The following is a 26,650-nucleotide window of genomic DNA, read 5'->3' as shown; positions in this document are numbered from 1 at the left end:
GGCGTGCCGCTCAGCCCCGCAGCGCGGCCCGCGCCTCGCTGACGGCGGTGTCCGCCGCGGCCCGCAGCGCCGTGGCGTCGGGCCCGGCCTGAAGCACGCCGCGCGACGACGACGCGAGCACCTGGCGGCGCGCCCGCCCGAACACGGCGGCGAGCTCGGCCGCGCCCGCGCCCTGCGCGCCCACGCCCGGCGCCAGCAGCGGGCCGTTGACGGCCTCGAGGTTCGTGCCGGTGGCACCGGCGGCGTCACCGATGGTGGCGCCGACCACCAGGCCGATCGACCCCATCGGGCTCGCGCCCGCGTTGAGGACGGCGGCCTGCGCGGCCATGGACGCGGCGACCGAGACGCCGTCGGGCGACACCGCGTGCTGCACCTCGTACCCCTCCTTGTTGGAGGTCAGGCACAGCACGAACAGGCCCCGGCCCGTGGCCGCCGCGAGCTCGGCGGCCGGCGTGAGCGACCCGAACCCGAGGTACGGCGACACGGTCAGCGCGTCACCGGCGAGCGGCGAGCCGTCGCGCAGGAACGCGTCGGCGTAGGCGCCCATGGTCGAGCCGATGTCGCCGCGCTTGGCGTCCACGATCGTCAGCGTCCCGGCGGCGCGGGCCGCCGCGATGGTCTCCTCGAGCACCGCGACGCCGGCGGAGCCGTGCCGCTCGTAGAACGCGGCCTGCGGCTTGAACGCCGCGACCCGCCCGCCGACGGCCTCGACCACGCGTAGCGAGAACTCGCGCACGCCGGCGACGTCGTCGCCCAGCCCCCAGGCGTCCAGGAGGGACGCGTGCGGGTCGATGCCGACGCACAGCGGGCCGAGGTCGTCCATCGCCGCCGCGAGGCGTGCGCCGAAGGGCTCAGCCACCGAGGGCCTCCCGCTGCAGGCGCGCCTTCGTCCTCGCCGTGTGCTCCTGCAGGCTCGCGACGTCGAACGGCCCGGCGATGATCGCCTCGATGGCCTGCACGACGGCGCCGAGCTCGTCGACCGTGGTGACGATCGGCTTGTCGGCGGCGGTCGTGGCCGCGCGGATCTCGTAGCCGTCCGCGCGGGCGCCCTGCCCCGACGGGGAGTTGATCACCAGGTCGACGTCACCGGCCGTGATCAGGTCGACGATGGTCGGCTCTCCCGCGGCGCCGCGACCCTCGGAGTGCTTGCGCACCACGGTGGCCGGGATGCCGTTACGCATCAGCACCTGCGCGGTGCCCGCCGTCGCGAGCACCTCGAAGCCGACCTCGGTGAGCTTCTTGATCGGGAACACGATGGCGCGCTTGTCGCGGTCGGCGACCGAGACGAACACGCGGCCCGACGTCGGCAGCCCGCCGAACGCGGCGGCCTGCGACTTGGCGAAGGCCCGCGGGAAGTCGGCGTCGAAGCCCATGACCTCGCCCGTCGAGCGCATCTCCGGGCCGAGGATCGTGTCGACGACCTGGCCGTCGGCGGTGCGGAACCGCTTGAACGGCAGCACGGCCTCCTTGACCGCGATCGGAGCGCCGAGGTCCAGGGTGCCGCCGTCGCCCGTGGCGGGCAGCACGCCCTCGGCGCGCAGCTCGGCGATCGTGGCGCCGACCATCACCCGCGCCGCGGCCTTGGCCAGGGACACGCCCGTGGCCTTGGAGACGAACGGGACGGTGCGCGACGCGCGCGGGTTGGCCTCGAGCACGTACAGCACGTCGCTGACCAGCGCGTACTGCACGTTGAGCAGACCCCGCACGCCCACGCCCTTGGCGATGGCCTCGGTCGAGCGGCGGATGCGCTCGATCTCGTGCTCGCTCAGCGACACCGGGGGCAGCACGCAGGCGGAGTCGCCCGAGTGGATGCCGGCCTCCTCGATGTGCTCCATGACGCCGCCGAGGAACATCTCCTCGCCGTCGTACAGGGCGTCGACGTCGATCTCGATGCCGTTGTCGAGGAAGCGGTCGATGAGCAGCGGCGCCGAGAGCATGGTGCCCGACGTCGCGGCGGTCTCCTGCGCCGAGGCGATCGCCCGCTGGACGTAGGTGGTCAGCTGCTCGCGGGAGTAGACGATCTCCATGCCGCGGCCGCCGAGCACGTACGACGGGCGCACGAGCACCGGGTAGCCGATGCGCTCGGCGACCTCGACGGCCTGGCCCAGCGTGCGGGCGGTGCCGAACGCGGGCGCCGGCAGGCCGGCGTCGGCCAGCACCTGGCCGAACACGCCGCGGTCCTCGGCGGCGTCGATGGCCTCGGGCGTGGTGCCGAGGATCGGCAGGCCGGCGTCCGCCAGGCGCTGCGCGAGCGAGAGCGGCGTCTGGCCGCCGAGCTGCACGATGATGCCCTTGACCGGGCCGGCGGCGAGCTCGGCCTGGTAGACCTCGAGCACGTCCTCGAAGGTCAGCGGCTCGAAGTACAGGCGGTCGGAGGTGTCGTAGTCCGTCGAGACGGTCTCCGGGTTGCAGTTGACCATGACGGTCTCGTACTGCTCGGCGAGCGTCATGGTGGCGTGCACGCACGAGTAGTCGAACTCGATGCCCTGGCCGATGCGGTTCGGACCCGAGCCCAGGATGATGACGGCCTCGCGCTCGCGCGGGGCGACCTCGGTCTCCTGGTCGTAGGACGAGTAGTGGTACGGCGTCTTGGCCGCGAACTCGGCCGCGCAGGTGTCCACCGTCTTGAAGACGGGGCGGATGCCCAGGGCGTGCCGGATCTCGCGCACCGACTGCTCACCTGTCTCACCCATGCCGCGCAGCGAGGCGATCTGCCGGTCCGACAGGCCGTGACGCTTGGCGTCACGCAGGACGTCGGCGGTCAGCGTCGGGCCGGAGGCGACCGCCTCGGCGTGCTCGTTCATGAGCTGGATCTGGTCGAGGAACCACGGGTCGATCTTGGTGGCCTCGAAGACCTGCTCGAGCGTGGCGCCCGCGCGCAGCGCCTGCTGCACGCCCACCATGCGGAACTCGGTCGGGCGCTTGATGGCCTCGAGGAGCTGCTCGAGCTCGGCGCCCTGCGGTGCCTGGCCGTCCCAGTGGAACTGCACGCCCGCCTTGTCGATGGAGCGCAGCGCCTTGCCGAGCGCCTCGGTGAAGTTGCGGCCCAGGGCCATGGCCTCGCCGACCGACTTCATGGTGGTGGTCAGCGTGTCGTCCGCGGCCGGGAACTTCTCGAACGCAAACCGGGGCACCTTGACGACGACGTAGTCCAGGGTCGGCTCGAACGAGGCGGGCGTGACCTGGGTGATGTCGTTCGGGATCTCGTCGAGCGTGTACCCGACGGCGAGCTTCGCGGCGATCTTGGCGATCGGGAAGCCGGTCGCCTTCGACGCGAGCGCCGAGGACCGCGAGACGCGCGGGTTCATCTCGATGACGATGATGCGCCCGTCGGCCGGGTCGATCGCGAACTGGATGTTGCAGCCGCCGGTGTCGACGCCGACCTCGCGGATCACCGCGATGCCGATGTCGCGCAGCCGCTGGTACTCGCGGTCGGTGAGGGTGAGCGCGGGCGCGACGGTGACCGAGTCGCCGGTGTGCACGCCGACCGGGTCCACGTTCTCGATGGAGCAGACGACCACGACGTTGTCGTTGCGGTCCCGCATGAGCTCGAGCTCGTACTCCTTCCAGCCGAGGATGGACTCCTCCAGGAGCACCTCGGTGGTCGGCGAGTAGTGCAGGCCCTGGCCGACGATGCGGCGCAGGTCGGCCTCGTCGTACGCGATGCCCGAGCCGAGGCCGCCCATGGTGAACGACGGGCGCACGACCATCGGGTAGCCGAGGTCGCCCGCGGCCGCGAGCGCCTCGTCGACGGTGTGCACGATGTGGGAGCGGGCGGACTCGCCGCCGCAGCGGGCGACGACGTCGCGGAACTGCTCTCGGTCCTCGCCCTTCTGGATGGCGGGGATGTTGGCGCCGATGAGCTCGACGTCGTACTTCTCGAGGACGCCGGCCTCGTCGAGGGCGATGGCCGCGTTGAGCGCGGTCTGGCCGCCGAGGGTGGGCAGGAGCGCGTCGGGGCGCTCCTTGGCGATGATCGTCGTGAGCACCTCGGTGGTGATCGGCTCGACGTAGGTGGCGTCGGCGAACTCCGGGTCGGTCATGATCGTGGCCGGGTTGGAGTTCACGAGGATGACCCGCAGGCCCTCCTCCTTCAGGACGCGGCACGCCTGGGTGCCGGAGTAGTCGAACTCGCAGGCCTGCCCGATGACGATGGGGCCCGAGCCGATGACGAGGACGGAGCGGATGTCGGTGCGGCGGGGCATCAGTTCTCCTGGGTGGCGGCGAGCTCTGCGACGACAGAGGCCGGGACGTTCACGGGCGTGCGGGTCTGCATGAGCTCGACGAAGCGGTCGAACAGGTAGGCCGAGTCGTGCGGCCCGGCGGCGGCCTCCGGGTGGTACTGCACCGAGAAGGCGGGGATGTCGAGGGCGGTGAGGCCCTCGACGACGTCGTCGTTGAGGCCGACGTGGGCGACGACGACGCGGCCGTACGCCTCCTTGTGGGGCGCGACGCTCACGGCGTCGACGGGCGCGTCGACGGCGAAGCCGTGGTTGTGCGCGGTGACCTCGACCTTGCCGGTGGTGCGGTCGAGCACGGGCTGGTTGATGCCGCGGTGGCCGTAGCCGAGCTTGTAGGTGCCGTAGCCCAGGGCGCGGCCGAGCAGCTGGTTGCCGAAGCAGATGCCGAAGAACGGGATGCCGGCGTCCAGCACCTCGCGGAGCAGCTCGACCTCGTGGGTGGCGGCGCCGGGGTCGCCGGGGCCGTTGGAGAAGAAGACGCCGCGGGCGCCGTCGGCGGGCAGCAGCGCCTCGATGTCCGCGAAGGTGGACGACTGGGGCACGACGTGCACGCGCACGCCGCGCTCGGCGAGCCGGTGCGGCGTCATGGCCTTGATGCCGAGGTCGACGGCGACGACGGTCGCGACGGGCTCCTGGCCCGCGAACTCGCCGGCGGGCTCGACGACGTAGGGCTCGGAGGTGGAGACCTCGCGGGCCAGGTCGGCGCCGGCCATGAGCGGGGCGGCCTGGACGACGGCGACCAGCTCGCCGACGGGGCGCTCGTGACCCGAGGCGTCGAGCAGGTCGGTTCCGGAGAAGATGCCGGCGCGCATGACGCCGAGCTCGCGCAGGTGGCGGGTCAGGAAGCGGGTGTCGACGTCGCTGATGCCGACGACGCCCTGCGCGGCCAGCTCCTCGTCGAGCGAGCGCTGGGCGCGCCAGTTCGAGACGCGGCGTGCGGGGTCGCGCACGATCCAGCCGGCCACCCAGATGCGGCCCGACTCGGGGTCCTCGTCGTTGACGCCGGTGTTCCCGATGTGCGGCGCCGTCATGACGACGATCTGGCGGTGGTAGGACGGGTCGGTCAGCGTCTCCTGGTAGCCGGTCATGCCGGTAGAGAAGACGATCTCCCCGAGCGTGGCGCCCCGGGCGCCGTAGGCGCGTCCGCGGACGACGGTGCCGTCCTCGAGGACCAGGACCGCCTTGTCGGCTGAGCTGTCGGGGGAGGTGGCGGCGTTCGTCACGGGTTCTCCTTCTGCAGGGGGTCGGCGGCCTCGCCGGGGGCGGCGAGCAGGTGCCGCACGGCGTCGACGAGGCGGGACTTGTCGGCGGGGTGGCGCGTGCGCAGCCCGGTGTCGAGCTCGACGGCGCGCACCCGCCCGTCCGAGGGGGCAAGCCAGGTCAGCACGACGAGGCCGTCGGCCCCCACGTACTTGCCGGCCATGCCGGGGGCGAGCCCGGCGCCGCGCAGGGCGTCGGCGGGCAGGAACACGGTGGGCGCGCCGGCGCGCTCGACGAGCACCCCGGCGTCGTGCACGGTCACCGTGGCGGCCGCGCGGTCGCCCAGGCCGTGCGCGCCGACGCGGGCGAGCCAGTCGCCCGCGAGCGTCGTCGAGACGTAGGTGGCCTCGAGCGGGCCGAGGCGCGGCGCGCCGAGGTCCGCCGGCGCGGCCGGCGGCTGCGGGACGAGCTGGCCGGTGCGCTGCGTGAGCCGGCGGCGCCCGCCGAGGATCAGGAGCAGCAGCACGACGCCGACGGCGACCCACAGGCCGACCGCGACGGGCAGGGGCAGGTTCACGCGACCGCTCCCGTGGCCTCGACCGGGGCGCCGCCGAGCACCGTGGCGCGCCCGCGCAGGAACGTCGCGACCACGCGCCCCGGCAGCTCGCGGCCCTGGAACGGCGTGTTGGCCGACGCCGTCTCCTGGACGGCGCCGTCGACCACGCGGGTCGCGGACGGGTCCACGAGCACGAGGTTCGCGGGCTCGCCCGCGGCGATGGGGCGGCCGTGCTGGGCGTCGATCCGGCCGATGTGGGCGGGGTTCGCCGACAGCACCCGGGCGACGCCGGCCCAGGTCAGGCGCCCGGTGTCGACCATGGTCTGCTGGACGACGCTCAGGGCCGTCTCCAGGCCCGTCATGCCGAACGCGGCCGCGGCCCACTCACAGTCCTTGTCCTCGCGGGCGTGCGGGGCGTGGTCGGTCGCGACGATGTCGATCGTGCCGTCGGCCAGGCCCTCGCGGACCGCCTCGACGTCGTCGGCCGTGCGCAGCGGCGGGTTGACCTTGAACACCGGGTCGTAGCCGCGGGCCAGGTCGTCGGTGAGCAGCAGGTGGTGCGGGGTGACCTCGGCGGTCACGTCGATGCCGCGCGCCTTGGCCCAGCGCACGATCTCTACGCTGCCGCGCGTGGACAGGTGGCACACGTGCAGGCGCGAGCCGACGTGCTCGGCAAGGAGCACGTCGCGGGCGATGATCGCCTCCTCGGCGACGGCCGGCCAGCCGGCCAGGCCGATCTCGGCGGAGACGACGCCCTCGTGCATCTGCGCGCCCTCGGTGAGGCGCGGCTCCTGCGCGTGCTGGGCGACGACGCCGTCGAACGCCTTGACGTACTCGAGGGCGCGGCGCATGAGCACCGGGTCGTGCACGCACCTGCCGTCGTCGGAGAAGACCCGCACGCGGGCCTTGGAGTCGGCCATCGCGCCAAGCTCCGCAAGTCGTTCGCCGCCGAGCCCCACCGTGACGGCGCCCACCGGGTGCACGTCGACCCAGCCGGCCTCCTGGCCCAGCCGCCACACCTGCTCGACGACGCCGGCGGTGTCGGCGACGGGCGAGGTGTTGGCCATGGCGTGCACGGCGGTGAAGCCGCCGGCGGCCGCGGCGCGCGTTCCCGACAGGACCGTCTCGGCGTCCTCGCGGCCCGGCTCGCGCAGGTGCGTGTGCAGGTCCACCAGACCCGGCAGCAGCACGTGACCTGCGCCGTCGAGCTCGACGGCCCCCTCGGGCGCCGTCGCGGCGCCGGGCGCGGCGACCTCGGCCACCAGGCCGCCGGACAGGACGACGTCGGCGGGCTCCCCGCCCAGCGGGCGGACGTTCCTCAGGACGTAGGCAGGCATCAGATCGAGCTCCCCTCGGCCGAGGAGCCCCCGGCCAGCAGCAGGTACAGGGCGGCCATCCGCACGGCGACGCCGTTCGCGACCTGCTCGACGATCACGGAGCGGGTCGAGTCGGCGGCCTCGGCAGAGATCTCCAGGCCGCGGTTCATCGGCCCGGGGTGCATGACGACGGTGTGCGCGGGCAGCATGGCCAGGCGGCGCTGGTCCAGCCCGTAGCGGCGCGCGTACTCCAGCGTGCTCGGGAAGAACGCCCCCGCTCCCCCGGACATCCGCTCGCGCTGCACGCGCAGCATCATCACGGCGTCCGGCTGCCAGCGCGCGAGCGTCTCGTCCAGGTCGTACGACGTCGCGCACGGCCACGTCTCGACGCCGACCGGCAGCAGCGTGGGCGGGGACACCAGCGTGACCTCGGCGCCCAGGGTGCGCAGCAGGTGCACGTTCGAGCGCGCCACGCGCGAGTGCAGCACGTCGCCCACGATGGCGACCTTCAGGCCCTTGAGGTCGCGGCCCACCCCGTCGCCCGTGGCGCCGCCCGCGCGGCCCACCAGGTGGCGGCGGATCGTGAAGGCGTCCAGCAGCGCCTGCGTCGGGTGCTCGTGGGTGCCGTCGCCCGCGTTGAGCACGGCCACCGGGTTGTCGACACTGCCGAGCCAGCCTGAATGAGCCAGCTGGTGCGGCGCGCCGCTCGCCCAGTGGCGCACGACGACGGCATCCGCGCCCATCGCGTGCAGCGTCAGCGCGGTGTCCTTGAGCGACTCGCCCTTGGACACGCTCGAGCCCTTGGCCGAGAAGTTGATGACGTCCGCGGACAGGCGCTTGGCGGCCGTCTCGAACGAGATGCGCGTGCGAGTGGAGTCCTCGAAGAACAGGTTGACCACGGTGCGCCCGCGCAGCGTCGGGAGCTTCTTGATCTCCCGCGACTGGGTGGCCGCCATCTGCGCGGCCGTGTCGAGGATCAGGATCGTCTCGTCGAGCGTCAGGTCTTGGGCGGACAGCAGGTGCTTCACAGCGCCTCCCCCTTCGGGTCGCGGCCGCTGATCACGACGGCGTCGGCCTCGCCGTCGACCTCGGCGAGACGCACCAGCACGCGCTCGCCCGTCGACGTCGGCAGGTTCTTCCCCACGAAGTCGGGGCGGATCGGCAGCTCGCGGTGACCGCGGTCCACCAGGCAGGCCAGGCGCACCGCGCGGGGGCGGCCCAGGTCGCTGATGGCGTCGAGCGCGGCGCGGATGGTGCGGCCGGAGTAGAGGACGTCGTCGACCAGCACCACGACCTTGTCGTCGAGGCCGACCTGGGGCAGCCTCGTCACGCCGACGGCGCGGGTGGGGTTGCGGTGCAGGTCGTCGCGGTACATCGTCACGTCGAGCTCGCCCAGGGCGGCGACGGGGTCGAAGTCGGGGTCGATCGCGGCCAGGCGCTCGGCCAGGCGGTGCGCGAGCGGGACGCCGCGGGTGGGGATGCCCAGGAGGACGACGTCGCCGGCTCCCCTGGAGCGCTCGACCACCTCGTGGGCGATGCGGGTCAGTGCCCGCTGGATGTCCTCGGCACCGAGGACTGTCGTGACCGATGGCAGGCCGAGGCTCACCGGACCTCCTTCTCCGCCTCACGGGACGGTGTTAAAGGGTGTCTTGCGTGGACAGACTATCCCGCCCGTCCCGCCCGTTCCGATCCGGGCGGGCGCTTCCGGGGCGCGACATGCGTCACAGCGTCGACTTCGCGGCGTCGCGTCACGCCGTCGGAATATTGACGGAACCTTGACGCCGTCAGGGGGTTCGCGACAAGCAGGCCGCGCCTATCCTTCGGTGGCTCTGCGGCCAACGCGGCCGCCGATCCTGACCCACCGAGGAGTATCCCGTGACGCCGACCGCCGTCGTCGACGCCCCCGCCGAGACCACGCACCGCACCGCTCCCTGGTGGCGGGTCATGTGCCTGACCGGCCTCGACTACTTCTCGACGCTGGGCTACCAGCCGGCCATCGCGGCGCTCGCCGCGGGCCTCGTGGCGCCGATCGCGACCCTCGTCCTCGTCGCGCTCACGCTGCTCGGAGCGCTGCCGGTGTACCGGCGCGTCGCGAAGGAGAGCCCGCACGGCGAGGGGTCGCTGGCCATGCTCGAGCGGCTCGTGCCGAGCTGGGGCGGCAAGCTCGTCGTGCTGGTGCTGCTCGGGTTCGCGGCGACCGACTTCATGATCACCATCACGCTGTCGGCGGCGGACGCGACCGCGCACATCGTCGAGAACCCGTTCACGCCGTCGTGGTTCCAGGGGCACGAGGTGCCGATCACCCTGGTCTTCTGCCTGCTGCTCGGCGCGGTGTTCTTCAGGGGGTTCCGCGAGGCCATCTCGATCGCCACCGTGCTGGTGACGGCGTTCCTCGCCGTCAACGTCGTCGTGGTCGTGCGCAGTTTCTGGGAGGTCGCGCGCCACCCCGTCGTCGTCGGCGACTGGTGGCACGCCCTGTTCACCACGCACTCGTCGATGCTCGGCATCGTGCTGGTCGCCCTGGTCGTGTTCCCCAAGCTCGCGCTCGGCCTGTCCGGCTTCGAGACCGGCGTCGTCGTCATGCCGCAGATCACCGGCGACCGTGGCGAGACCGAGGACGCCCCGCACGGACGCATCCGCGGCGCGCGCCGCCTGCTGCTGGCCGCCGCGCTCATCATGTCGACGATGCTCATCGCCTCGAGCGTCGTCACGACGCTGCTGATCCCGCAGGAGCAGTTCCAGCCGGGCGGCCAGGCCTACGGGCGCGCGCTCGCCTATCTGGCGCACGCCCTGCTGGGCGAGGGCTTCGGCACGGTCTACGACGTCTCGACGATCCTGATCCTGTGGTTCGCCGGCGGGTCCGCCATGGCCGGCATGCTCAACCTCATCCCGCGGTACCTGCCGCGCTACGGCATGGCCCCGCAGTGGGCGGGCGCCACCCGGCCGCTCGTCCTGATCCTCACGGCGATCGCGCTGGTCATCACCATCATCTTCCGCGCGTCCGTGGACGCGCAGGGCGGCGCGTACGCCACGGGCGTGCTGGTGCTCATCACCTCGGCGGCCGTGGCCGTCACCATCTCGGCCCGACGGCGGCGGCAGCGCCGGGCGTTCCTCGGCTTCGCCGCCGTGACGGCGGTCTTCCTCTACACGACGGTGCTCAACGTCTTCGAGCGACCCGAGGGTGTGAAGATCGCGACGGTCTTCATCGCCGCGATCATCCTGACCTCGCTGCTGTCGCGGGTCCTGCGCTCGTTCGAGGTGCGCGCGCGCAGCGTCACGCTCGACGACACCGCCCTCGCCATGGTCCAGGCGACTGCGGACCGCGGCGGCACGATCCGGATCATCGCCAAGGAGCCGGCCAGCGAGTCAGCGCCCGAGTACCTGGAGAAGCTGCGCAACGAGCGCCGGTTCAACGGCATCCCCCTCGGGTCCGTGCCGCTGTTCCTCGAGGTCCACCACGGCGACGCGTCCGACTTCGAGGAGGACCTGGAGGTCACGGGCACCGACGTCGACGGCTACCAGGTGCTCCATGTGACCAGTGGCTCGGTGCCCAACGCCATCGCCTCGGTGCTGTTCGCCGCGCGCGACGCGACCGGCATCGTGCCCGAGATCTACTTCGAGTGGAGCGAGGGCAACCCGGTGCGCAACATGCTCCGGTTCCTCTTCCTGGGCACCGGGGAGATCTCCACGGTCACGCACGAGGTCCTGCGCGCCACCGAGCCGCACCGCAGCCGCCGCCCGCACGTCCACGTCGGGTGAGCGCACAGGAGAAGGCCCGGACACGCGCGCGTCCGGACCTTCTCCGTCGGCTCGACCTCGTCAGGCCAGCAGCGTCAGGCCAGCAGCGTCGGCTTCATCTCGACGATGCGGCCCAGCAGCCCGTTGACGAACGACGGCGAGTCGTCCGTCGACAGTTCGGCGGCCAGGTCCACGGCCTCGTCGATCGCGACGGCGTCGGGCACGTCGTCGTTGAAGAGGACCTCCCAGGCGCCGATGCGCAGCAGCGTCCGGTCGACTGCGGGCATGCGCTCGAGCGTCCACCCGTTCGAGTACGTCTCGAGCAGCTCGTCGATGCGGTCCCGGTGGGCGGCGACGCCCTCGACGACGTCGGCCGCGTACTGCGGCACGGGCGCCTCGGTGATCGGCTTCTCCACGCGCTCGCGCAGCAGCGTGACGGCGTCGACGCGACGCTGCTCGGCCTCGAAGAGGATGTCGGCGGCGCGCTTGCGCGCCTTGGTGCGTGCGCCCACGTCAGTCGTTCACACGGCCCAGGTACGACCCGTCACGCGTGTCGACCTTGACCTTGGTGCCCTGCTCGAGGAACAGCGGGACCTGGATCTCCTTGCCCGTCTCTAGCGTGGCCGGCTTGGTGCCGCCCGTCGAGCGGTCGCCCTGCAGGCCCGGCTCGGTGTAGGTGATCTCGAGCACGACCGACGACGGCAGCTCGACGTACAGCGGCGTGCCCTCGTTCGACGCGACCAGGACGCTCATGCCCTCGAGCATGTAGTCCTTGGCGTCGCCGACGGTCTCGCCCGGGACGTGGATCTGGTCGTACGTGTCGTTGTCCATGAAGACGTAGTCGGCGCCGTCCATGTACAGGTACTGGAAGTCGCGGCGGTCGACGCTCGCGGTCTCGACCTTGATGCCCGCGTTGAAGGTCTTGTCGACGACCTTGCCCGACAGGACGTTCTTCATCTTGGTGCGGACGAACGCGCCACCCTTGCCCGGCTTGACGTGCTGGAACTCGATGATCGTCCAGAGCTGACCGTCGATGCGGAGCACGGTGCCGTTCTTGATGTCGTTGGAGGTAGCCACGTTCGGATCTTCCCTACGTCAGGTGTCGGGGCAGTATGGGTGCGCGTGAAGCTTCGAGGGCCCGAAGAGCCCGAGCAAGTCTAGCCGCTCAGCCGATCCCGGTGACCAGCAGGTAGGTCACACCCAGCCCCGCCAGTCCGCACGCCGCCGACCACACCACGGAGGCCAGCGTCCCGACGACGAACCGCTCGCGCGCCGCGGGCCGGTCGCGCAGCTCGTACACGCGCCCGAGGCCCTTGATCGCGACGACGACGGCGACCCCCTCGGGGAAGCCCGCAAGGATGCTCAGCGTGATCGCGCCGCGCTCCAGCAGGCCGATCCAGACGCCGCCCGCGAGCACGCGCGCGGCCTCGGCCTCGGCGTCCGGCCTGCCCTCGGTGCGGCGCAGCACCCACGGCACGAGCACCGCACCCAGCCCCACGGACAGCGCGAGCGCGCCGACCCACACGCCGCCGCTCGCGAACAGCTCCCCCACGCTCATGGGCGTGAGGTTAGCGGCGGCCCCCCACAGCCGGGCGCGATCACGCCGCGACGCGCTGACTCGGCCGGCGTCGCGCGGTGCATGTCGGAGGTGACCGCACACGTCGTTCTCGCTCGGACGCGATGACGGCGTTCTGACGGATGAGCAGTGGAGCGCGATCGCCACCAACCTGCCAGGTGACGAAGCGCCCTCTGCGTGCCGCACGCCTGGCCGGCAAGTACCCGGGATGGATCGTGTAGCGCCAGTTTGCTGCGCGATGTGAGCCGCCTGGTTAGGTTCCGGACACCGGTGGGACCCGCGGTGTGGCGGGTTGGCGCTGGTTTCGGCTTCGTGGTGAAGGCGGCTGCTGCCCCGGTCTGGCGCCGGGCCCGTCGTGGGAGTGCGCTGTGCATGCATTGGTGTCGCTTGTGGGTGTGCCGGGTCGCTGGTCGCTCAGGCCGGTGATGCGCCGGCCGGGACGTCGGTTGCGGTGCTTGTGACCGGGTTCGCAGTGCCCGCGAACGCGTCCGCGCCAGTTGCGGCGGCGGCGGGCGGCGCGGGTGGGGTGGACGATCCGCAGGGTGATCTGACGGCGGCGGACTCGTTGTCTGCGGCGATCAATGCGCGCTTGTCTGGCAGGGCGGTTGAGGACCTGTCGCAGCGGACCGAGTTCGGAAGCGTGTTCGCGCTGCCCGACGGGCAGTGGACCTCGCAGCAGGCGTCAGGTAATACACAAGGAGGTTGTCTGTGAGATCGTCAAGAGGGTCGTCGAAGAACTCGGCAATGAGTCACGGACAGAGTTGCTTGCCGTCTAGAGATCCCGCGCACTTTGCTTCGATCGACCCGGCAGGCGCAACCATCAGTCTTGTTGAACGCGCCGCCTCAATGCGGGGTCGAACAAGCCGAAGAAGCGGAGGGCGGCGGCTTCTCATTGTCGTGGGGTTGATTCTTGCGGCGACTCCGTTCGTCGCGTGCGTGGTCATGTATTTCTTGAGCTGAACTGTCATGTGTTCACCAACTGGGCGACACACCTCATCTATAGCCGCGTAACCGATTGACCGAATGAGTGCGTCGTGAGTGTTCCGAACTGGAGGACTCGCCGCATTTCAGAAGTAAGCATATCTCCGGGATGTGTCTGGAGGAATCCGAATGAACACCCCGAACAGGCGGAAAGTATCCGCGCTCGTCACCGCAGTAATTGTTGGCGCTGGGATTGCGCTCAGCAACACTGCGTGTGACGTGTCTGACCGTTCAACGCCTGACAAGAGTAGCAACATGCACATGCCCGTTGAGCCAGTGCCGGAAACCGCGACGGTCCTGCAGATTTCGACGATCATTACGGAGTATGCTGCAGACTGGCGGGTGGCAACCGCGAATGCTGAGGCTTGCCGACTCCTTTGGACCGTTCCTCCTGACAACATACAAGAACAGGAGGGCGCAGTGACATGCTACATCGATGAACAGAACGCGATCATCGCTGCCCGCTACGCGCTCGGGAACCTGGAGCTTTTCACCCCGCCCGCAGAGGTCCTGTCATTGTACGAAGACACACTCAATGCGCTTGGTCGCATTAAGGAAGTCGACCTCGTGGGAGTTTTGTGGTGAGGATCCGACTCCGTCTACCTCGGATAGGTGCCGTAAGGCGATCGACCGCTTCTCCGGCGGGCTTATGGGCATGGCGTGGAGCAACTCGCGGAGAATCAGGAGTTCGGATGGCCGCTTTGTGTTCAGAGCACATATTGCAATGGTTCATTACACGGTGAGTGCCTACGGACCTGGCGTGTATAAGCGAAGGTAGATGATAGCCCTTAGTCTGACTCATTCGGGCCCTGGCACGCTCGTCACGTACCTCGGATGTGTGAGACATGAACGATGGTCGGCCAAAGAATCCAGCAGGGCTCCTGAGCGTGGGCAGCCAGACTGCAGTTCTGGCGGAGGAGAGGCTAGAGACCTAGGCTCGTTCGCAGGTGATGCGGCGGGTACCGACGCTTTTCGAACACGCGGCGGCTGCAAAGTGTGATCTAGAGGAACCATCTAAATCGTGGTTCTAGACGCGGGGGGATGAAACGATCAAGATCGAGTCGATTTCATCTGGACCGGCTAGCCGCTGGGCGCTGGTCGCTCTCTCGTTGGTGATTGGAATCCCAATCGCGCTCAGTATGATTCCCGGGACACTTCGGTTCGTGGTGATTGGAGTAGGCATACTGGCTGGTTGCACATATGCGCTCTTCTTTCCCGGCGAACGGGTCGAAGTAACAGATGACACCATCAAGAGGATCGGCCCGTTCGGTCACCCCTTGGCTTTCCGCCTGCGCAACGTCAACTCGGTTACGGTCGGCTACATCCCATTCTCGGGTGAGGTGATTCATGTGCAATCAGCAGGCGGCCAGATTGACCTTTCTACCGATGACAGCGACGCCGAGATTCGTCGCGCGTTGGGTCAGGCACTTGTTAGCGCTCATCGCACTTCGGTCGTTCATCCAGATGCGAGACCGTTTCTTGGTCTCGATTGAAAGGGTGAGCAGGGTACTGCCGATGGGCGGGTCGAGGTCCCCGATGGAGAGGCGGGGTGTGAACGATGGGAACCTCTTCAACGCGGGGCGTAGGCAAGCCGCACCCGTACGTCGCGGCGAGCCGGGTCAACTCTCTGGGGTTGCTGGTGCATATATCCAGCCTTGGCGACGGCAGGATGTGGATTAGCCGTGCCTGAGTTGACAAGTTTTATTCTCGCTGCAGCGGTGGCGGTCGGTGTGGTAGTGGGGTTGGTGTGTCTCGATCAGAAGTTCGACTTCTTGCGGACTCGCCGACGGAAGTCAAAGAACAAGGTCTGGGCTGCAGTGAGAGCAAGCTGGACTGACCAGATCGGCCCACTTGACCGCGGATAGAATGCTGGCAACTGGACGATAGTCTGCAAGGCGATGCATTATGACCGCGTTCTCCTGACGAGACATGGTCTCCGCAGAATTCGGGTGCCGATTGATATTGACGCAATAAGCAGCGAGCCGCACCGCATCATTGAGAATGGTGATCCGGAGCTGTTGCGCTACAGGCAACAGAATGTCTATTGGGCGGATACGCCCTTTGATGAAGTCGAGATCGCCGTCGACCCAGTGGACTTCCCTGAATGGGTGCTACCTCGCCTAAGAGGTTGTCTCACGTGGCGGCCTGGAGCTTCTTGAATGCCGTGATGGTTGCCCCGAGGGCGACGAAGGCGGCGTAGAGGTTGGCGTGGCGTTCGTAGCGGATGGTCAGGCGGCGGTAGCCGGTGAGCCAGGCCAGGGTGCGTTCGACCTTCCGGCGGTGACGGCCGAGGCGTTCGGAGGAGTCGATGCCGCGGCGGGCGATCTTCGGGATGATGCCGCGCTGACGCAGGAAGGTGCGCAGGTGGTCGTAGTCGTAGCCCTTGTCGGCGCGCAGCTTGTCCGGGCGGCGCCGGCGCGGGCCGCGCCGGGACTTCAGCGGCGGGATGCCGCGGACCATCGGCTCGGCCGCTTGGGAGTCGTGCAGGTTGGCCGCCGAGACGCCGACGACCAGCGGCAGTCCGTTCGCGTCGGTGATGACGTGGATCTTGGAGCCCTTCTTGCCCCGGTCGACCGGGCTGGGCCCGGTCAGCGAGCCCCCCTTTTGGCCCGGACGCTCGCGGCGTCCAGGATCACCGAGCTCCAGTCCACCATCCCGGCCGCCCCACACCGGTCCAGGACCCGCCGCTGCACGCGGGCGAACACCCCGGCCCGGGCCCAGTCCGTAAATCGGCGGTGCGCCGTGGCCGGCGAGACCCCGAACGAGCCCGGCAGCATCCGCCACGCGCAGCCGCTGGTCAGCACGTACACGATCGCGGTGAACACCGCCCGCGCGTCCACCGGCGCTGTCCCGCCGCCCTGCGGACGCGGCTCGAAGGCGGGCAGGTCGGGTTCGACAAGCTCCCACAGCTCGTCCGGGACCAGCCGCAACGACAACGGATCGCTCACGCCCCCGGATCATGCCGCCCCAAGCATCGCGAACCGGGCAAACACGCCGAACCAGGGTGAACCACGTGAGACATCCTCTAAGTGGACGATCGGATCGTACGGACGATGGAAGCTCAAGTCGTCAAGAATAGGATCGCATCGAGCCGCAGCAAGATCGAGAAACCCGGTTCCTCGAGATATGGAGACTCGATCACGGGTGCCTGCGATGTTGGAGACCGATCTCGTTGACGTCCCCTAATGAAGGTTGCCGCAGCGAACGACGATGAACCCCAGACGGTGCAAGTCGACCGGGGCCGAGAGGGGAGCGGGCGCGACCTCGCAGAACCCCAGGATGGTCGCGCTGGGGAGTGCGTGTGGTCAAGTGTTCTGGCCCCACTTGTCGTCACGGATTTTGGCTCCGGCGGCGCGTGGTGGTGTGGAGGCGGTAGGACTCGGTGCCGGCCGCCGCGCGTGGCGGCATTGCGACGCAGCTTGCGCGAGATCGTGCCCGGGTCACGCTGGATCCGGCGGGCGATCTCACGCACACCGACGTCTTGGGCGTTGAGGATGGCGATCTCCTCGCGCTCGGCGAACGACGCCGTGGTACGCCGGGCCATTGTGTCAAGCAGGTCGACCGGCAGGGCTCCGGCAGGTGAGATGGGGTGCGCGGGCGGGTTGGTGCCGGGTTGGATCGGGGTTCTCACACCATCCGGCCTCACCGAGCGGGAGCCCGCCCACGCCAAGGCATCGTCGCCCACGTCGTCACCCGTCATCAACCCTCTCTCGCGCGAGCGGCTGTCGGTGGATCTTCTTGCCGGTCTGCCGGACCCACGCCACCGGCGCGGGCGGCGGCACCCGGTGGCGTCGCTGGTGGCAGTCGCGATCGCTGCGGTGCTGACCGGGGCACCCGGGTTCACCGCCATCGCGCAGTGGGCCAAGGACGCCGGGCCAGGCCGGCTGGCCGTGCTCGGGGTGGTGCGGGTGGCCGACGAGTCGACGTTCCGGCGCGTGTTCGCCCGCCTGGACGCCGGCCGGCTCGAGGAGATCCTCGGCGCGTGGGCGGTGACCTGGGCCGCCGGGGCGCAGTGCCGGTCAGCGGGCGATCGTCGCCAGCAGGCGCGCAGCCACGGGACGGACCGCCGCCTCCTCGCCCGCCAGGGCGGCCCGCAGCCGCTGGCTGACGGCCTGCACCGTGACGCCCAGGGCGGTGGCCGCCGCCTTCTGCGAGCCGGTCCGCGCGACGGCGTCGACGGCCTCCCAGCCGCGGTCGGTGCGGCGGGCGGCCAGGGCGGCGATCATGCGGAGCAGGGCCTCGACCGCGCCGGCGGCGGCCGCGTCGTCGGCGACGACGGAGATCCCCCCGGCGCCGGGGCCGGCGGCCCCGCGACGCTTGGCGCGGTCGACGGCGCGGCGCGCGTGCACGAACGCGCGGCCGGACGCCTCGCGCGAGGCCGCGGGCAGCGGCTCGGAGATTGAGCCGACGCCGATGCCGACCGACCAGCTCCCGTCGCGGGCGAGCGCGAGCGCGAGATCGACGGCCAGCGCGGCGCCGTCCGGGGTGCTGTCGAGCAGCCCCTGGAGCTCGTCGCCCACGGTCCGGTCGAAGGGAAGGACGACGCCGTCGCGACCGGCGCACACGCGGGACACCAGCTCGAGGGCGTCCGGCACGCGGTCGGTGGTGTGGGTGCTGTCGCGCTGGTCGGCCGTGATGACGATCACGTTGCCAGGCTGCATCATGGATGAGGGCAGTGTCAAGGCTCGTGCCTGGAAAGCCGTCGATCCAGTATCAGGCCTGGATCGGCAGCAGTTCCCGGAGGGACGCGATGGCGCGCTCGGCGCCCGGGCAAGGCCGGCCGCCGTTGAAGTAGATCGCGTCGATCCCGGCCGCCACGGCGGCCTCCACGTCGATCGGCCGGTCGCCGACGGCGACGACGTCGGTCAGGTCGTACCTCTCGACGAGGTGCCGGATGGACGACGGGTCGGGTTTGCGCGGGAACCCGTCGTCGGCGGTGACGACCGCCGTGAACAGCCCGTCGATGCCCGTCATTGCGAGCAGGTGCAGCACCTGCCGGTCACGGTGCGACACCAGGAAGTTGCGGCCCCCGGCCTCGACCACGCCGCCCAGCACCTCGTAGGCCCCGTCGAACAGCATCGGGGTGGCGAGCTCGCCGGCCTCGGCGCTCTTGTACTCGGCGAGGAACCCGGGGACGTCCGCGGCGAAGGTCTCGACCGCGTACGCCGTCGAGACGCGCAGTGCGCGGTAGACCTCCGCGCGCGTCGCGGTGATGCCCTCCTCCGCGAGCGTGTCGACGAACGCCGTCGTGGAGCTCGCGTAGTTGTCGAGCAGCGTGCCGCCGAGGTCCCAGATGTAGTCGCGGTACGTCGTCGCGGCAGGTACGCGGGTCACGGGCGTGAGGCTAGTCCTCCCCCGGCCGGGGGGCGGGGTCACGGGCGCTCTCCAAGGGCGAGACGGCTAAGCGTGGCGGGTGCGCTTGGCACACTATTTCGTCGCGATCACCGCAAGAAGTCAGGTCCGTACCTGGAGAGACGGCGCTCAGCCCGCCAGCCGCGCCGCGATCCCCTCGAGCGCCAGCCGGTACGACTGGAAGCCGAAGCCCGCGATCGTCCCCGTCGCCACCCCGGAGACCACCGAGTAGTGCCGGAACGACTCGCGCGTGTGCGGGTTGGACAGGTGCACCTCGACGAGCAGCAGGCCCACGCTGGTGATCTGGGCGGCGGCGTCCCGCAGCGCGTAGCTGTAGTGGGTGAACGCGGCCGGGTTGAGCACCACGTGCGCGCGGGTGTCGACGGCCTCGTGCAGCCAGCCGATGAGCTGCGACTCGTCGTCGGTCTGGCGCGCGTCGACCTCGAGGCCGAGCTCCTTGCCCCACCCGGAGGCGGCGGCGACGAGGTCGGCGAAGGTGTCGGCGCCGTAGATCTCGGGCTCGCGCACGCCGAGCCGGCCGAGGTTGGGTCCGTTGAGGACGAGCACGCGGGTCACGGCGTCAGGGTAACGGGCGCGGCGGCTTCGGTGAGGCGCGTGACCAGGAGGCGCGTCAGCGTGGTGCCCGGCCCCTACCCGAGCCCGGCGTCGCGGTAACGGTCCACCAGCAGCGTGCGCGGGCCGGGCCCTTCATGGCCGAGCGAGTCGTGGGGGTTGTTCAGCAGGCACTTGCGCAGCGTCAGGCACCCGCAGCCGATGCAGTCGGTGAGGTGGTCGCGCAGGCGCTGCAGCTGCGCGATGCGGGCGTCGAGGTCGGCCTGCCACGCCTGCGACAGGCGCCGCCAGTCCTTGGCCGTGGGCGTCCGGTCCCCCGGCAGGCTCGCGAGCGCCGCGGCGATCGCCGCGAGCGGGATGCCCACGCGTTGCGAGACGCGCACGAACGCCACCCGCCGCAGGGTGTCACGACGGTAGCGGCGCTGGTTGCCGGGCGTGCGCCGCGAGGTGATGAGGCCCTGGCGCTCGTAGAAGCGCAGCGCCGAGACCGACACGCCGCTGCGCGCGGCCAGCTCGCCGACCGTCAGCTCGTTGTGGTCCCACGGGACGTCGTCGGGCATGGTGATCCTCTGAAGGACTTGACCTCAACCTTGGTTCAGGTTTCAGGGTAACCCCTATGGATGCCGCCGAGGTCGCCGAGGTCCCCTGCCCGACCTGCTCGCTCGACCCCCGCACGCAGCGCGTCGTCCAGGCGGGCATGGTCGCGTGGATCAGCGTCGTCGCGTTCGAGTCGCTCGCCGTGTCCACCGCGATGCCTACGGTCGCCGTCGCGCTCGACGGCCTGCGCTGGTACACGCTCGCGTTCTCGGGCTCGGCCGCCGCGAGCGTCGTCGGCATGCTCGCCGCCGGGCGGTGGACGGACCGCCGCGGGCCGGCCGCGCCGATGACGGCCGGGGCCGCGATCTTCGTCCCGGGCCTGCTAGCCGCGGCGCTGGCGCCGAGCTGGGCCGTGCTGCTCGCCGGGCGGCTGCTGCAGGGCGTCGGCGGCGGGCTCACGGGCGTCGCGCTGTACGTGCTGGTCGCCCGCGTGTTCCCCGCCCAGCGGCACCCGAGGGTGTTCGCCGCGTTCGCCGCAGCCTGGGTGGTGCCCGGCGTCGTCGGGCCGCTGCTCGCCGGGCTCGTCGTCGAGCACGCCGGGTGGCGGTGGGTGTTCGGCGGCGTGGTGCTGCTCGCGCTGCCGACGCTCGCGCTGATGCGGCCCGGCCTCGCGGCCGCACGCGGGTCCGACGGCGCCACGCCCGCCGCGGCCAGCCCGGCCCGCTCCGTCGCGCGCACCGTGCTGCGGGCGCGGCGCGGCCTGGGCGCCGCCGTCGTCGTGCGCGTGCTCGCCTCCGCCGCCTTCGCCGCCGGCGAGGTGCTCATCCCGCTGGTGCTCGTCCACGAGCGCGGGCTGGCGCCGGCAGCGGCCGGGTCGGTGCTGACGCTGAGCGTGCTCGGCTGGGCCGCCGGGTCCGCGGTGCGCGGACGCCGCCGCGGGCTCAGCAACGCCGGATACCTGCGGCTGGGCGGCCTCCTGCTCGCGGCCGGCACCGCCGGCGTCGCGCTGCTCGCCGCGCCCGGCGTGTCGCTGTGGCTCGCCGCCGCTCCGTGGGCGCTGGCCGGGCTGGGCATGGGCCTGATCTACCCGACGCTGAGCATCCTCGCGCTCGAGCTGGCGCCGCCCGGCGGGCAGGGCGCGGCGTCGTCGGCGATGCAGGTGGCCGACGCGCTCGCCGTGGCCGCGGCGCTCGCCGTCGTCGGGCAGGCGCTGTGGGCGCTCCGCGCGAGCCTCGGGCTGGCGGCGTACGCGGTGTGCTTCGCGGCAGCGGGCGTCGTGGCGCTTCTCGCGGCGGCGCAGACGTCGCGCACGCGGACGGCGCGCTGACGGCTCAGGACCTCTGGCGCGCGTCGATCTCGTCGCGCCGCGCCAGGACGATGCGGTCCACGACGTCGTCGGGCAGTGGTGCGTCGGGCTGGAACGACACCGAGCCCTTGGTGGTGCGGAACGCCGTGAGGTCCCCGGCGAGCGCCTCGAGCACCGCCGGGCTGAACGGGTACAGCCCGAGGTGGTTCTTGGTCACCATGACGGACAGCAGCGGGCTGCCGCGGTAGCGCAGGGCCGGCATGCCGTAGCTGCGCCCCTCCTCGACGTCGGGGACGAGCGCCGGCGCGCGCTCGAGCACGCGCGCGACGGCGTCGTGCTCGGCCCCGCCGATGCTGCTGAGGTACTCGCTGACGTCTCCCATGGCCGCCATGGTCGCGCGTGCCCGGAGCCTCCGCTCGGACACGCGCGACCCGGGCGGTCAGAAGATCGCGGCGAGCGCGACGACCGCCGCCGTGGCGAGCGCCACGTAGCCGATCGTCACGGCGGCGCGGGCGGCGGCGCCGCCCTCCTCCCCGCTCGTACCCACCGCGGCCAGCGCCTTGTGCCCGGGCACGACGGCGAGGCCGGCGAGCAGCAGCAGCCCCGCGGTGACGTACGCGCCGGCCGGCAGGTCGTGGGCGCCGGTGAGCAGCAGCACCACGCCGCCGACGCCGAGGAACAGCGCGATCGTCAGCGCCGCGATCGCGTTGCGGTTCCAGCCGGTGAGCGGCTCCAGCGCGTGGTCCGCGACCTGGCGGGAGTCGATCTTCACGAGCAGCAGCAGCACGAGGCCGAGCGCCAGGACGATCGCGATGCCGAGCACGCCGTACCGGGTGGCGCCGAACCACGCGATGAACGCGGCCCACAGGGCCGGGGACAGCGGGCTGGCGACGCGGCCGGTGGTGGCGTAGAGGCCGAAGACCTCGCCCTGCATCGCCTCGGGCGTGACCTTGGACAGCAGCGCGCGGCTGGAGGCCTGCGCGGGCCCGACGCACGCCGACAGGGTCAAGCCACCCACCCAGAACACGACGTCTCCGAGCGGGGCCGCGACGAACACGAACACGGCCATGGCGACGAGCACGCTCAGCGCGACGACGATGACCTTGCGCGCGCCGACGCGGTCGTCGATGCGCCCGACGAAGATCGTCGAGGCGCCGGCGACGACGTTCGCGGCGATGCCGAAGATGATGACCTGGTCGCTCGAGAAGCCGAACCCGGCCGCGGCGAGCACGCCGCCGAACGCGAACACGCCCGCGAGGCCGTCGCGGTAGACGGCGCTGGCGAACAGGAACCAGAAGGTGGGCCGGGACTGCTTGTAGAGCGCGATCATGTCGGCCACGAGGTCGACGTACCCGGAGAAGAACCCGCGGCGTGCCTCGGCCTGCTTGCGGTACTCGGGCACGTTGAGCACGAGCGGGATGGAGAACACGATCGTCCACACGGCGGCGCCGACGGCGATCAGCCGGTAGACCATGCCGTTGGCCGTGTCCATGCCGAACCAGTGGACGGCGTTCAGCACGACGACGATGACGAGCGCGACGATGCCGCCGAGGTAGCCCATGCCCCAGCCCAGGCCCGAGACACGGCCGACGGTGGCCGGGGTCGAGACCTGGTGGAGCATCGCGTTGTAGTTGACGCCCGCGATCTCGGAGACCACGGAGCCGAGCGCGAGCAGGATCGCGCCGTAGGTGAAGTACCGCGGGTCCTCCTGGACGAACGCGAGCAGGAACTGCACGAGCGCGAGGCCGCCGGTGGCGGCGACGAGCCAGCGCTTGCGCCCGCCGGACGTCTCGGAACGCGAGCCCAGCACCGGGGCCAGGTAGAAGATCAGCAGGCCCGCGATCGCCGTCCACGCGCCGTACCGGCTGGAGAGCTCGGCCAGCCCGCGCACGCGCTCCGGCGCGTCCTCGGGCAGGTCGGCGATGTGCGGGGCGAGGAAGCTCGTCGAGACCAGGTAGAGCGGCGCGAAGACGAACGTCAGGATGACGGAGTTGAACGGCTGCGTCGCCCAGTCCCACAGCGCCCAGGAGCGGACGCGCTTGGCAGGGATGGGCTGGGGCTCGGCCGGGTGGCCCTCGGTCACGCCGATCGGGGCGGACGGGGGCGATGAGTCGCTCATGGCGAGCATGATGCCCGAACCTGGTGACGCGGAGAAGACGCGGACGCGGGTCAGTTCGCGGCGGCCGGCGCGAGCTGCTCCGGGCCGATCTCGCCGACGCTCCGCACCCCCGCGAGCGCCATCGTGAGGTCCAGCTCGGCCAGCACGTGCTGCACGACGGCGCGCACGCCGTCCTGGCCCGCGAGCGCCAGCCCGTAGACCCAGGGGCGGCCCAGCAGGACGGCGTCCGCGCCGAGCGCGAGCGCGACGAACACGTCGGCGCCGGTGCGCACGCCGGAGTCGAACAGCACGGGTGCGTCGGGCCGGGCGGCGCGGACGGCCGCGGCGACGGCGGGCAGCGTGTCGAGGGACGCGACGGCGTTGTCGACCTGGCGCCCGCCGTGGTTGGAGACGACCACGCCGTCGGCGCCGGCGTCGAGGGCGCGGCGGGCGTCGTCGGGGTGCTGGACGCCCTTGACGAGGATCGGCAGGTGGGTGCGCTCGCGCAGCCAGGCGAGGTCGGCCCAGGTGAGGGACGAGCGGGAGAAGACGTCGAGGAACGTCTCGACGTCGGCGCGTGTGGCGCCGTGGCGGCGCATGGTCAGCAGCGCGCGGACGGCCGACGGCGTGGGCCGTTCGCCGCCGCCGGCCGGCGCGGGGCGGGAGGCGACCAGCCGCCGGAACGCCGGGTCCGAGGTGTACTGCGCGATGCCCTCGCCACGCACGAACGGCAGGTAGCCGAGGTCGAGGTCGCGGGGACGCCAGCCGAGCACGTGGGTGTCGAGGGTGACCACGATCGCCTCGGCCCCCGCGGCCTCGGCGCGCTCGACGAAGGACGCGGCGACGTCGTCGTCCTTGGACCAGTAGAGCTGGAACCAGCGCGGGCTGTCGCCGAGGGCGGCGGCGGTGGCCTCCATGGGCGTGGACGCCTGTGAGGAGATGACGACGGGGACGCCGAGGTCGCGGGCGGCGCGCGCGACGGGCGGCTCGGCGTGTGCGGGGCCGCCGCGGACGGCCAGCTCGAGAGCCCCGATGGGGGCGAGCAGCAGCGGCGCGGGCAGCTCCCGCCCCAGCAGCGTCGTGGCGAGGGACCGCTCGGCGACGTCGACCATCTGCCGGGGCATGATGGGGTGCCGCGCGAAGGCGGCGACGTTGGCGGCCATGGTGCGCTCGGCGCCGGCTCCGCCGCCGATGTAGCCCCAGCCGCGGGCGGTCATGCGGCGCCGGGCGGCGGCCTCGAGCGCACCCGGGGCCACGGGGACGACGGGGCGGCGCCCGTACACGCCTGCCCGGTACACGGCGCTCTGCACGGAGCGGCCCACGTCGGTGTGCGTCACGGCGCGATCGTGCCACATCGCCGCTGGTCGGGGCATACAGTGCGCAGGTGCCCGACATCGTGACCCTGGCCGGCGGTCTCGCCTGGCGCACCGACGAGCTGCTCGGCACGCCGTTCGAGCAGGCGCCGCTCGGCCCGGCCACGCTCGTGCGGCTGCGACCCGGGCCCGACGACGTCGCCGCCGCGCGCGGCGTCGTCCTGCACGTGCACGGGTACAACGACTACTTCTTCCAGGAGCACCTGGCGCGGGCGCTCGCGGGCGCCGGCTACCTGTTCCACGCCGTCGACCTGCGCGCGGCGGGGCGGTCGCTGCGGCGCGACCAGGTGCCGCACTACGTGACGGACCTGCGCGAGCAGGCGACCGACGTCGCGGCCGCGGCGGCGGCGCTGCGAGGCGCGTACCCGCACCTCCCGCTGGTGGTGCACGCGCACTCCACGGGTGGGCTCACGGCGTCGCTGTGGGCGCACGCGCACCGGCACGCGACCGGCGTCGCGGCGGGGCCCGACGCCCTGGTGCTGGACTCACCGTTCCTCGAGCTGCCGGGGTCGTCGTTCCAGAAGGCGGTCGGCACGCCGGTGCTCGACCGGGTGGGGCTGCTGCGACCGCTGGCCGCGCTGTCGCACGGGCCGTCCTGGTATGCGACGGCGCTGGTGCGCGAGAACGGCGGCGAGTGGGACTTCGACACCACGCTCAAGCGTCCGGGTGGGGTGCCGCTGCGGGCGGGGTGGCTGCGGGCGGCGCGGCGCGCGCAGGCGCGGGTGGCGCGCGGGCTGGCGATCGCCTGCCCGGTGCTGCTGGCGACCTCGGCGGCGTCGAGCCCGGACGGGCCGGACAACCCGCTCGTCGGGTCGACCGACACGATCCTCGACGTCGCGCAGATCGCCGCCCGCGCGCCGAAGCTCGGACGCCGGGTCACCGTGCTGCGCATCGACGGCGGCGTGCACGACCTGTCGCTCTCGGCGGAGGGCCCGCGGCGGGCCTACCTGAGCGAGATGCTGGCCTGGCTCACTACGGTGCTCCCGTGACGCACCCCTACTTCGACACGACGCTCCCCGACGGTCGCCGCGGGGTCGCCGCCCTCGCCCATCGCGGGTTCGCGCGCCCCGGCGGCGTCGACTCCGGCCTGGAGAACTCGCTCACGGCGTTCGAGGCCGCCGTCGCGCTCGGGTTCCGCTACGTGGAGACCGACGCCCACGGGACGTCCGACGGCGTCGCCGTCGCGCTGCACGACGCATCGCTCGACCGCACCACCGACTCCCACGGGCTCGTCGCCGAGCTGCCGTGGTCGCAGGTGAGGCAGGCGAAGATCGGCGGCGTCGAGCCGGTGCCGGCGCTCGAGGACGTGCTGGGCACCTGGCCGTCGCTGTTCGTCAACGTCGACGTCAAGGCGGCCTCGGGCATCGCCCCGATCGCGCGGGCCATCGAACGGACCGCGGCACACGACCGCGTGTGCGTGACGTCGTTCTCGACGGGCCGTCGCCGGGCGACCCTCGCGCGGCTGTCCCGGCGCGTGGCCACCAGCGCGGGCACGAGCGAGGTGGTGCGGTTCCTGCTCGGGGCGCGCACGCGCGTGCCGGTGATCGCGCGGGCGGCGCTGGCGAGCGTCGACGCGCTCCAGGTCCCGGTCGACCGGAAGCTGGGGCCCGCGCGCGTCACCCTCGTCGACGCGACGACCGTCGCCGCCGCGCACGCGTCCGGCCGCCAGGTCCACGTGTGGACGATCAACGACAAGCCGGAGATGGAGCGCCTCGTCGACCTGGGCGTGGACGGCATCGTGACGGACCGCGCAGACCTCCTCAAGGAGGTCCTGGAGTCGCGCCGCCTCTGGCCCTGACGCGC

Annotated in this window: 24 protein-coding genes and 2 pseudogenes; 7 read left to right on the top strand and 19 right to left on the bottom strand. The window is 71.8% G+C overall.

Annotated elements, in window-relative coordinates; genetic code table 11:
• Positions 1 to 10 precede the first annotated feature (10 nt).
• From pyrF to pyrR, 7 genes are read right to left on the bottom strand one after another with little or no spacing between them, the layout of a single operon-like run.
• On the bottom strand, positions 11 to 859 hold the full coding sequence (gene pyrF, locus ACO4JP_RS10215; protein WP_425953583.1) for an orotidine-5'-phosphate decarboxylase: 849 nt from the start codon (positions 857 to 859) through the stop codon (positions 11 to 13).
• Positions 852 to 4,205 carry a carbamoyl-phosphate synthase large subunit gene (carB, locus tag ACO4JP_RS10210; RefSeq protein ID WP_425953582.1) on the bottom strand — a complete coding sequence of 1,118 codons (3,354 nt, stop codon included), beginning with the start codon at positions 4,203 to 4,205 and terminating at the stop codon, positions 852 to 854. Before carB ends, pyrF begins: the two co-directional genes overlap by 8 nt.
• Entirely contained in the window at positions 4,205 to 5,464 is a 1,260-nt protein-coding gene (gene carA / locus ACO4JP_RS10205; RefSeq protein WP_425953581.1) for a glutamine-hydrolyzing carbamoyl-phosphate synthase small subunit, read from the bottom strand. The genes carB and carA overlap by 1 nt, the downstream gene beginning before the upstream one ends.
• Complete coding sequence (locus ACO4JP_RS10200) at positions 5,461 to 6,018, bottom strand: hypothetical protein (RefSeq protein ID WP_425953580.1); 558 nt, start codon at positions 6,016 to 6,018, stop codon at positions 5,461 to 5,463. Before ACO4JP_RS10200 ends, carA begins: the two co-directional genes overlap by 4 nt.
• A complete protein-coding gene (locus tag ACO4JP_RS10195; RefSeq protein ID WP_425953579.1) occupies positions 6,015 to 7,334 on the bottom strand; it encodes a dihydroorotase in 1,320 nt (439 codons plus the stop codon). Before ACO4JP_RS10195 ends, ACO4JP_RS10200 begins: the two co-directional genes overlap by 4 nt.
• Complete coding sequence (locus ACO4JP_RS10190) at positions 7,334 to 8,341, bottom strand: aspartate carbamoyltransferase catalytic subunit (RefSeq protein ID WP_425953578.1); 1,008 nt, start codon at positions 8,339 to 8,341, stop codon at positions 7,334 to 7,336. The genes ACO4JP_RS10195 and ACO4JP_RS10190 overlap by 1 nt, the downstream gene beginning before the upstream one ends.
• Positions 8,338 to 8,919 carry a bifunctional pyr operon transcriptional regulator/uracil phosphoribosyltransferase PyrR gene (gene pyrR, locus ACO4JP_RS10185; RefSeq protein WP_425953577.1) on the bottom strand — a complete coding sequence of 194 codons (582 nt, stop codon included), beginning with the start codon at positions 8,917 to 8,919 and terminating at the stop codon, positions 8,338 to 8,340. The genes ACO4JP_RS10190 and pyrR overlap by 4 nt, the downstream gene beginning before the upstream one ends.
• A 338-nt stretch (positions 8,920 to 9,257) precedes the next feature.
• Between pyrR and ACO4JP_RS10180 the strand changes: the two genes are divergently transcribed.
• Entirely contained in the window at positions 9,258 to 11,072 is a 1,815-nt protein-coding gene (locus tag ACO4JP_RS10180) for an amino acid transporter (RefSeq protein ID WP_425957085.1), read from the top strand.
• A gap of 74 nt (positions 11,073 to 11,146) precedes the next feature.
• Here the strand turns inward: ACO4JP_RS10180 and nusB are convergent, their stop codons facing one another.
• From nusB to ACO4JP_RS10165, 3 genes are all read right to left on the bottom strand, one after another.
• The gene (gene nusB / locus ACO4JP_RS10175; RefSeq protein WP_425953576.1) at positions 11,147 to 11,563 is read right to left on the bottom strand and encodes a transcription antitermination factor NusB; all 417 of its coding nucleotides are present in this window, start codon (positions 11,561 to 11,563) and stop codon (positions 11,147 to 11,149) included.
• Position 11,564: 1 nt separating this feature from the next.
• The gene (gene efp / locus ACO4JP_RS10170) at positions 11,565 to 12,128 is read right to left on the bottom strand and encodes an elongation factor P (RefSeq protein ID WP_425953575.1); all 564 of its coding nucleotides are present in this window, start codon (positions 12,126 to 12,128) and stop codon (positions 11,565 to 11,567) included.
• Between the two features lie 88 nt (positions 12,129 to 12,216).
• Entirely contained in the window at positions 12,217 to 12,609 is a 393-nt protein-coding gene (locus tag ACO4JP_RS10165) for a hypothetical protein (protein ID WP_425953574.1), read from the bottom strand.
• Between the two features lie 1,128 nt (positions 12,610 to 13,737).
• Here ACO4JP_RS10165 and ACO4JP_RS10160 point away from each other — a divergent pair.
• Complete coding sequence (locus ACO4JP_RS10160) at positions 13,738 to 14,193, top strand: hypothetical protein (protein ID WP_425953573.1); 456 nt, start codon at positions 13,738 to 13,740, stop codon at positions 14,191 to 14,193.
• 578 nt (positions 14,194 to 14,771) lie between these two features.
• A complete protein-coding gene (locus ACO4JP_RS10155; RefSeq protein ID WP_425953572.1) occupies positions 14,772 to 15,101 on the top strand; it encodes a hypothetical protein in 330 nt (109 codons plus the stop codon).
• 640 nt (positions 15,102 to 15,741) lie between these two features.
• On the opposite strand, the gene ACO4JP_RS10150 is transcribed toward ACO4JP_RS10155, so the two are convergent.
• Positions 15,742 to 16,544, bottom strand: a protein-coding gene (locus ACO4JP_RS10150) for an IS5 family transposase (RefSeq protein ID WP_425957084.1) whose coding sequence is annotated in 2 segments (ribosomal slippage) — positions 15,742 to 16,208 and positions 16,208 to 16,544 — 804 coding nt in all. Because the reading frame shifts where the segments join, the coding sequence is not laid out codon by codon here.
• Positions 16,545 to 16,996: 452 nt separating this feature from the next.
• A pseudogene (locus ACO4JP_RS10145) lies at positions 16,997 to 17,131 on the bottom strand (helix-turn-helix domain-containing protein); the annotation flags it as partial.
• On the opposite strand from ACO4JP_RS10145, the pseudogene ACO4JP_RS10140 reads away from it, so the two are divergent.
• Positions 17,103 to 17,585 (top strand): annotated as a pseudogene (locus ACO4JP_RS10140) (transposase family protein); the annotation flags it as partial. The pseudogenes ACO4JP_RS10145 and ACO4JP_RS10140 overlap by 29 nt on opposite strands.
• 42 nt (positions 17,586 to 17,627) lie before the next feature.
• Here ACO4JP_RS10140 and ACO4JP_RS10135 read toward each other — a convergent pair.
• The 4 genes from ACO4JP_RS10135 to soxR all read right to left on the bottom strand — a co-directional run bounded on the left by ACO4JP_RS10135 (position 17,628) and on the right by soxR (position 20,093).
• Entirely contained in the window at positions 17,628 to 18,254 is a 627-nt protein-coding gene (locus ACO4JP_RS10135) for a SatD family protein (RefSeq protein WP_425953571.1), read from the bottom strand.
• 67 nt (positions 18,255 to 18,321) lie between these two features.
• On the bottom strand, positions 18,322 to 18,942 hold the full coding sequence (locus ACO4JP_RS10130) for an HAD-IA family hydrolase (RefSeq protein ID WP_425953570.1): 621 nt from the start codon (positions 18,940 to 18,942) through the stop codon (positions 18,322 to 18,324).
• A 147-nt stretch (positions 18,943 to 19,089) separates the two neighbouring features.
• Positions 19,090 to 19,536, bottom strand: a complete 447-nt coding sequence (locus ACO4JP_RS10125) for a type II 3-dehydroquinate dehydratase (protein WP_425953569.1) — start codon at positions 19,534 to 19,536, stop codon at positions 19,090 to 19,092.
• 74 nt (positions 19,537 to 19,610) lie between these two features.
• Positions 19,611 to 20,093 (bottom strand): redox-sensitive transcriptional activator SoxR, encoded by a 483-nt coding sequence (gene soxR, locus ACO4JP_RS10120; protein ID WP_425953568.1) that lies wholly within the window; start codon positions 20,091 to 20,093, stop codon positions 19,611 to 19,613.
• Positions 20,094 to 20,149: 56 nt separating this feature from the next.
• On the opposite strand from soxR, the gene ACO4JP_RS10115 reads away from it, so the two are divergent.
• Complete coding sequence (locus tag ACO4JP_RS10115; RefSeq protein ID WP_425953567.1) at positions 20,150 to 21,397, top strand: MFS transporter; 1,248 nt, start codon at positions 20,150 to 20,152, stop codon at positions 21,395 to 21,397.
• Between the two features lie 4 nt (positions 21,398 to 21,401).
• On the opposite strand, the gene ACO4JP_RS10110 is transcribed toward ACO4JP_RS10115, so the two are convergent.
• Genes ACO4JP_RS10110 through ACO4JP_RS10100 form a run of 3 tightly spaced genes read right to left on the bottom strand, consistent with a single transcriptional unit; the run spans position 21,402 to position 24,829 of the window.
• Positions 21,402 to 21,758, bottom strand: coding sequence for an iron chaperone (locus tag ACO4JP_RS10110; protein ID WP_425953566.1), 357 nt, complete (start codon positions 21,756 to 21,758; stop codon positions 21,402 to 21,404).
• 57 nt (positions 21,759 to 21,815) lie between these two features.
• Positions 21,816 to 23,495: an MFS transporter gene (locus ACO4JP_RS10105; RefSeq protein WP_425953565.1), complete on the bottom strand. Its 1,680-nt coding sequence runs from the start codon at positions 23,493 to 23,495 to the stop codon at positions 21,816 to 21,818.
• A 50-nt stretch (positions 23,496 to 23,545) separates the two neighbouring features.
• Positions 23,546 to 24,829 carry an alpha-hydroxy-acid oxidizing protein gene (locus tag ACO4JP_RS10100; protein ID WP_425953564.1) on the bottom strand — a complete coding sequence of 428 codons (1,284 nt, stop codon included), beginning with the start codon at positions 24,827 to 24,829 and terminating at the stop codon, positions 23,546 to 23,548.
• 29 nt (positions 24,830 to 24,858) lie between these two features.
• On the opposite strand from ACO4JP_RS10100, the gene ACO4JP_RS10095 reads away from it, so the two are divergent.
• Positions 24,859 to 25,836 carry an alpha/beta hydrolase gene (locus ACO4JP_RS10095; protein WP_425953563.1) on the top strand — a complete coding sequence of 326 codons (978 nt, stop codon included), beginning with the start codon at positions 24,859 to 24,861 and terminating at the stop codon, positions 25,834 to 25,836.
• Positions 25,833 to 26,645 (top strand): glycerophosphodiester phosphodiesterase family protein, encoded by an 813-nt coding sequence (locus ACO4JP_RS10090; RefSeq protein WP_425953562.1) that lies wholly within the window; start codon positions 25,833 to 25,835, stop codon positions 26,643 to 26,645. The genes ACO4JP_RS10095 and ACO4JP_RS10090 overlap by 4 nt, the downstream gene beginning before the upstream one ends.
• The last annotated feature ends 5 nt before the right edge of the window (positions 26,646 to 26,650 follow it).

Origin of the sequence: Xylanimonas sp. McL0601 (assembly GCF_049852175.1) — a bacterium.
Classification (GTDB): domain Bacteria; phylum Actinomycetota; class Actinomycetes; order Actinomycetales; family Cellulomonadaceae; genus Xylanimonas.
This window is presented reverse-complemented; position numbering and strand designations above follow the sequence as displayed.

Coding starts and splice junctions, on each gene's coding strand:
- ACO4JP_RS10110 (WP_425953566.1), bottom strand. CDS start 21,758: ATGGGAGACGTCAGCGAGTACCTCAGCAGCATCGGCGGGGCCGAGCAC.
- ACO4JP_RS10105 (WP_425953565.1), bottom strand. CDS start 23,495: ATGAGCGACTCATCGCCCCCGTCCGCCCCGATCGGCGTGACCGAGGGC.
- ACO4JP_RS10195 (WP_425953579.1), bottom strand. CDS start 7,334: ATGCCTGCCTACGTCCTGAGGAACGTCCGCCCGCTGGGCGGGGAGCCC.
- ACO4JP_RS10160 (WP_425953573.1), top strand. CDS start 13,738: ATGAACACCCCGAACAGGCGGAAAGTATCCGCGCTCGTCACCGCAGTA.
- soxR (WP_425953568.1), bottom strand. CDS start 20,093: ATGCCCGACGACGTCCCGTGGGACCACAACGAGCTGACGGTCGGCGAG.
- carB (WP_425953582.1), bottom strand. CDS start 4,205: ATGCCCCGCCGCACCGACATCCGCTCCGTCCTCGTCATCGGCTCGGGC.
- ACO4JP_RS10180 (WP_425957085.1), top strand. CDS start 9,258: ATGTGCCTGACCGGCCTCGACTACTTCTCGACGCTGGGCTACCAGCCG.
- ACO4JP_RS10165 (WP_425953574.1), bottom strand. CDS start 12,609: ATGAGCGTGGGGGAGCTGTTCGCGAGCGGCGGCGTGTGGGTCGGCGCG.
- ACO4JP_RS10115 (WP_425953567.1), top strand. CDS start 20,150: ATGGATGCCGCCGAGGTCGCCGAGGTCCCCTGCCCGACCTGCTCGCTC.
- ACO4JP_RS10100 (WP_425953564.1), bottom strand. CDS start 24,829: ATGTGGCACGATCGCGCCGTGACGCACACCGACGTGGGCCGCTCCGTG.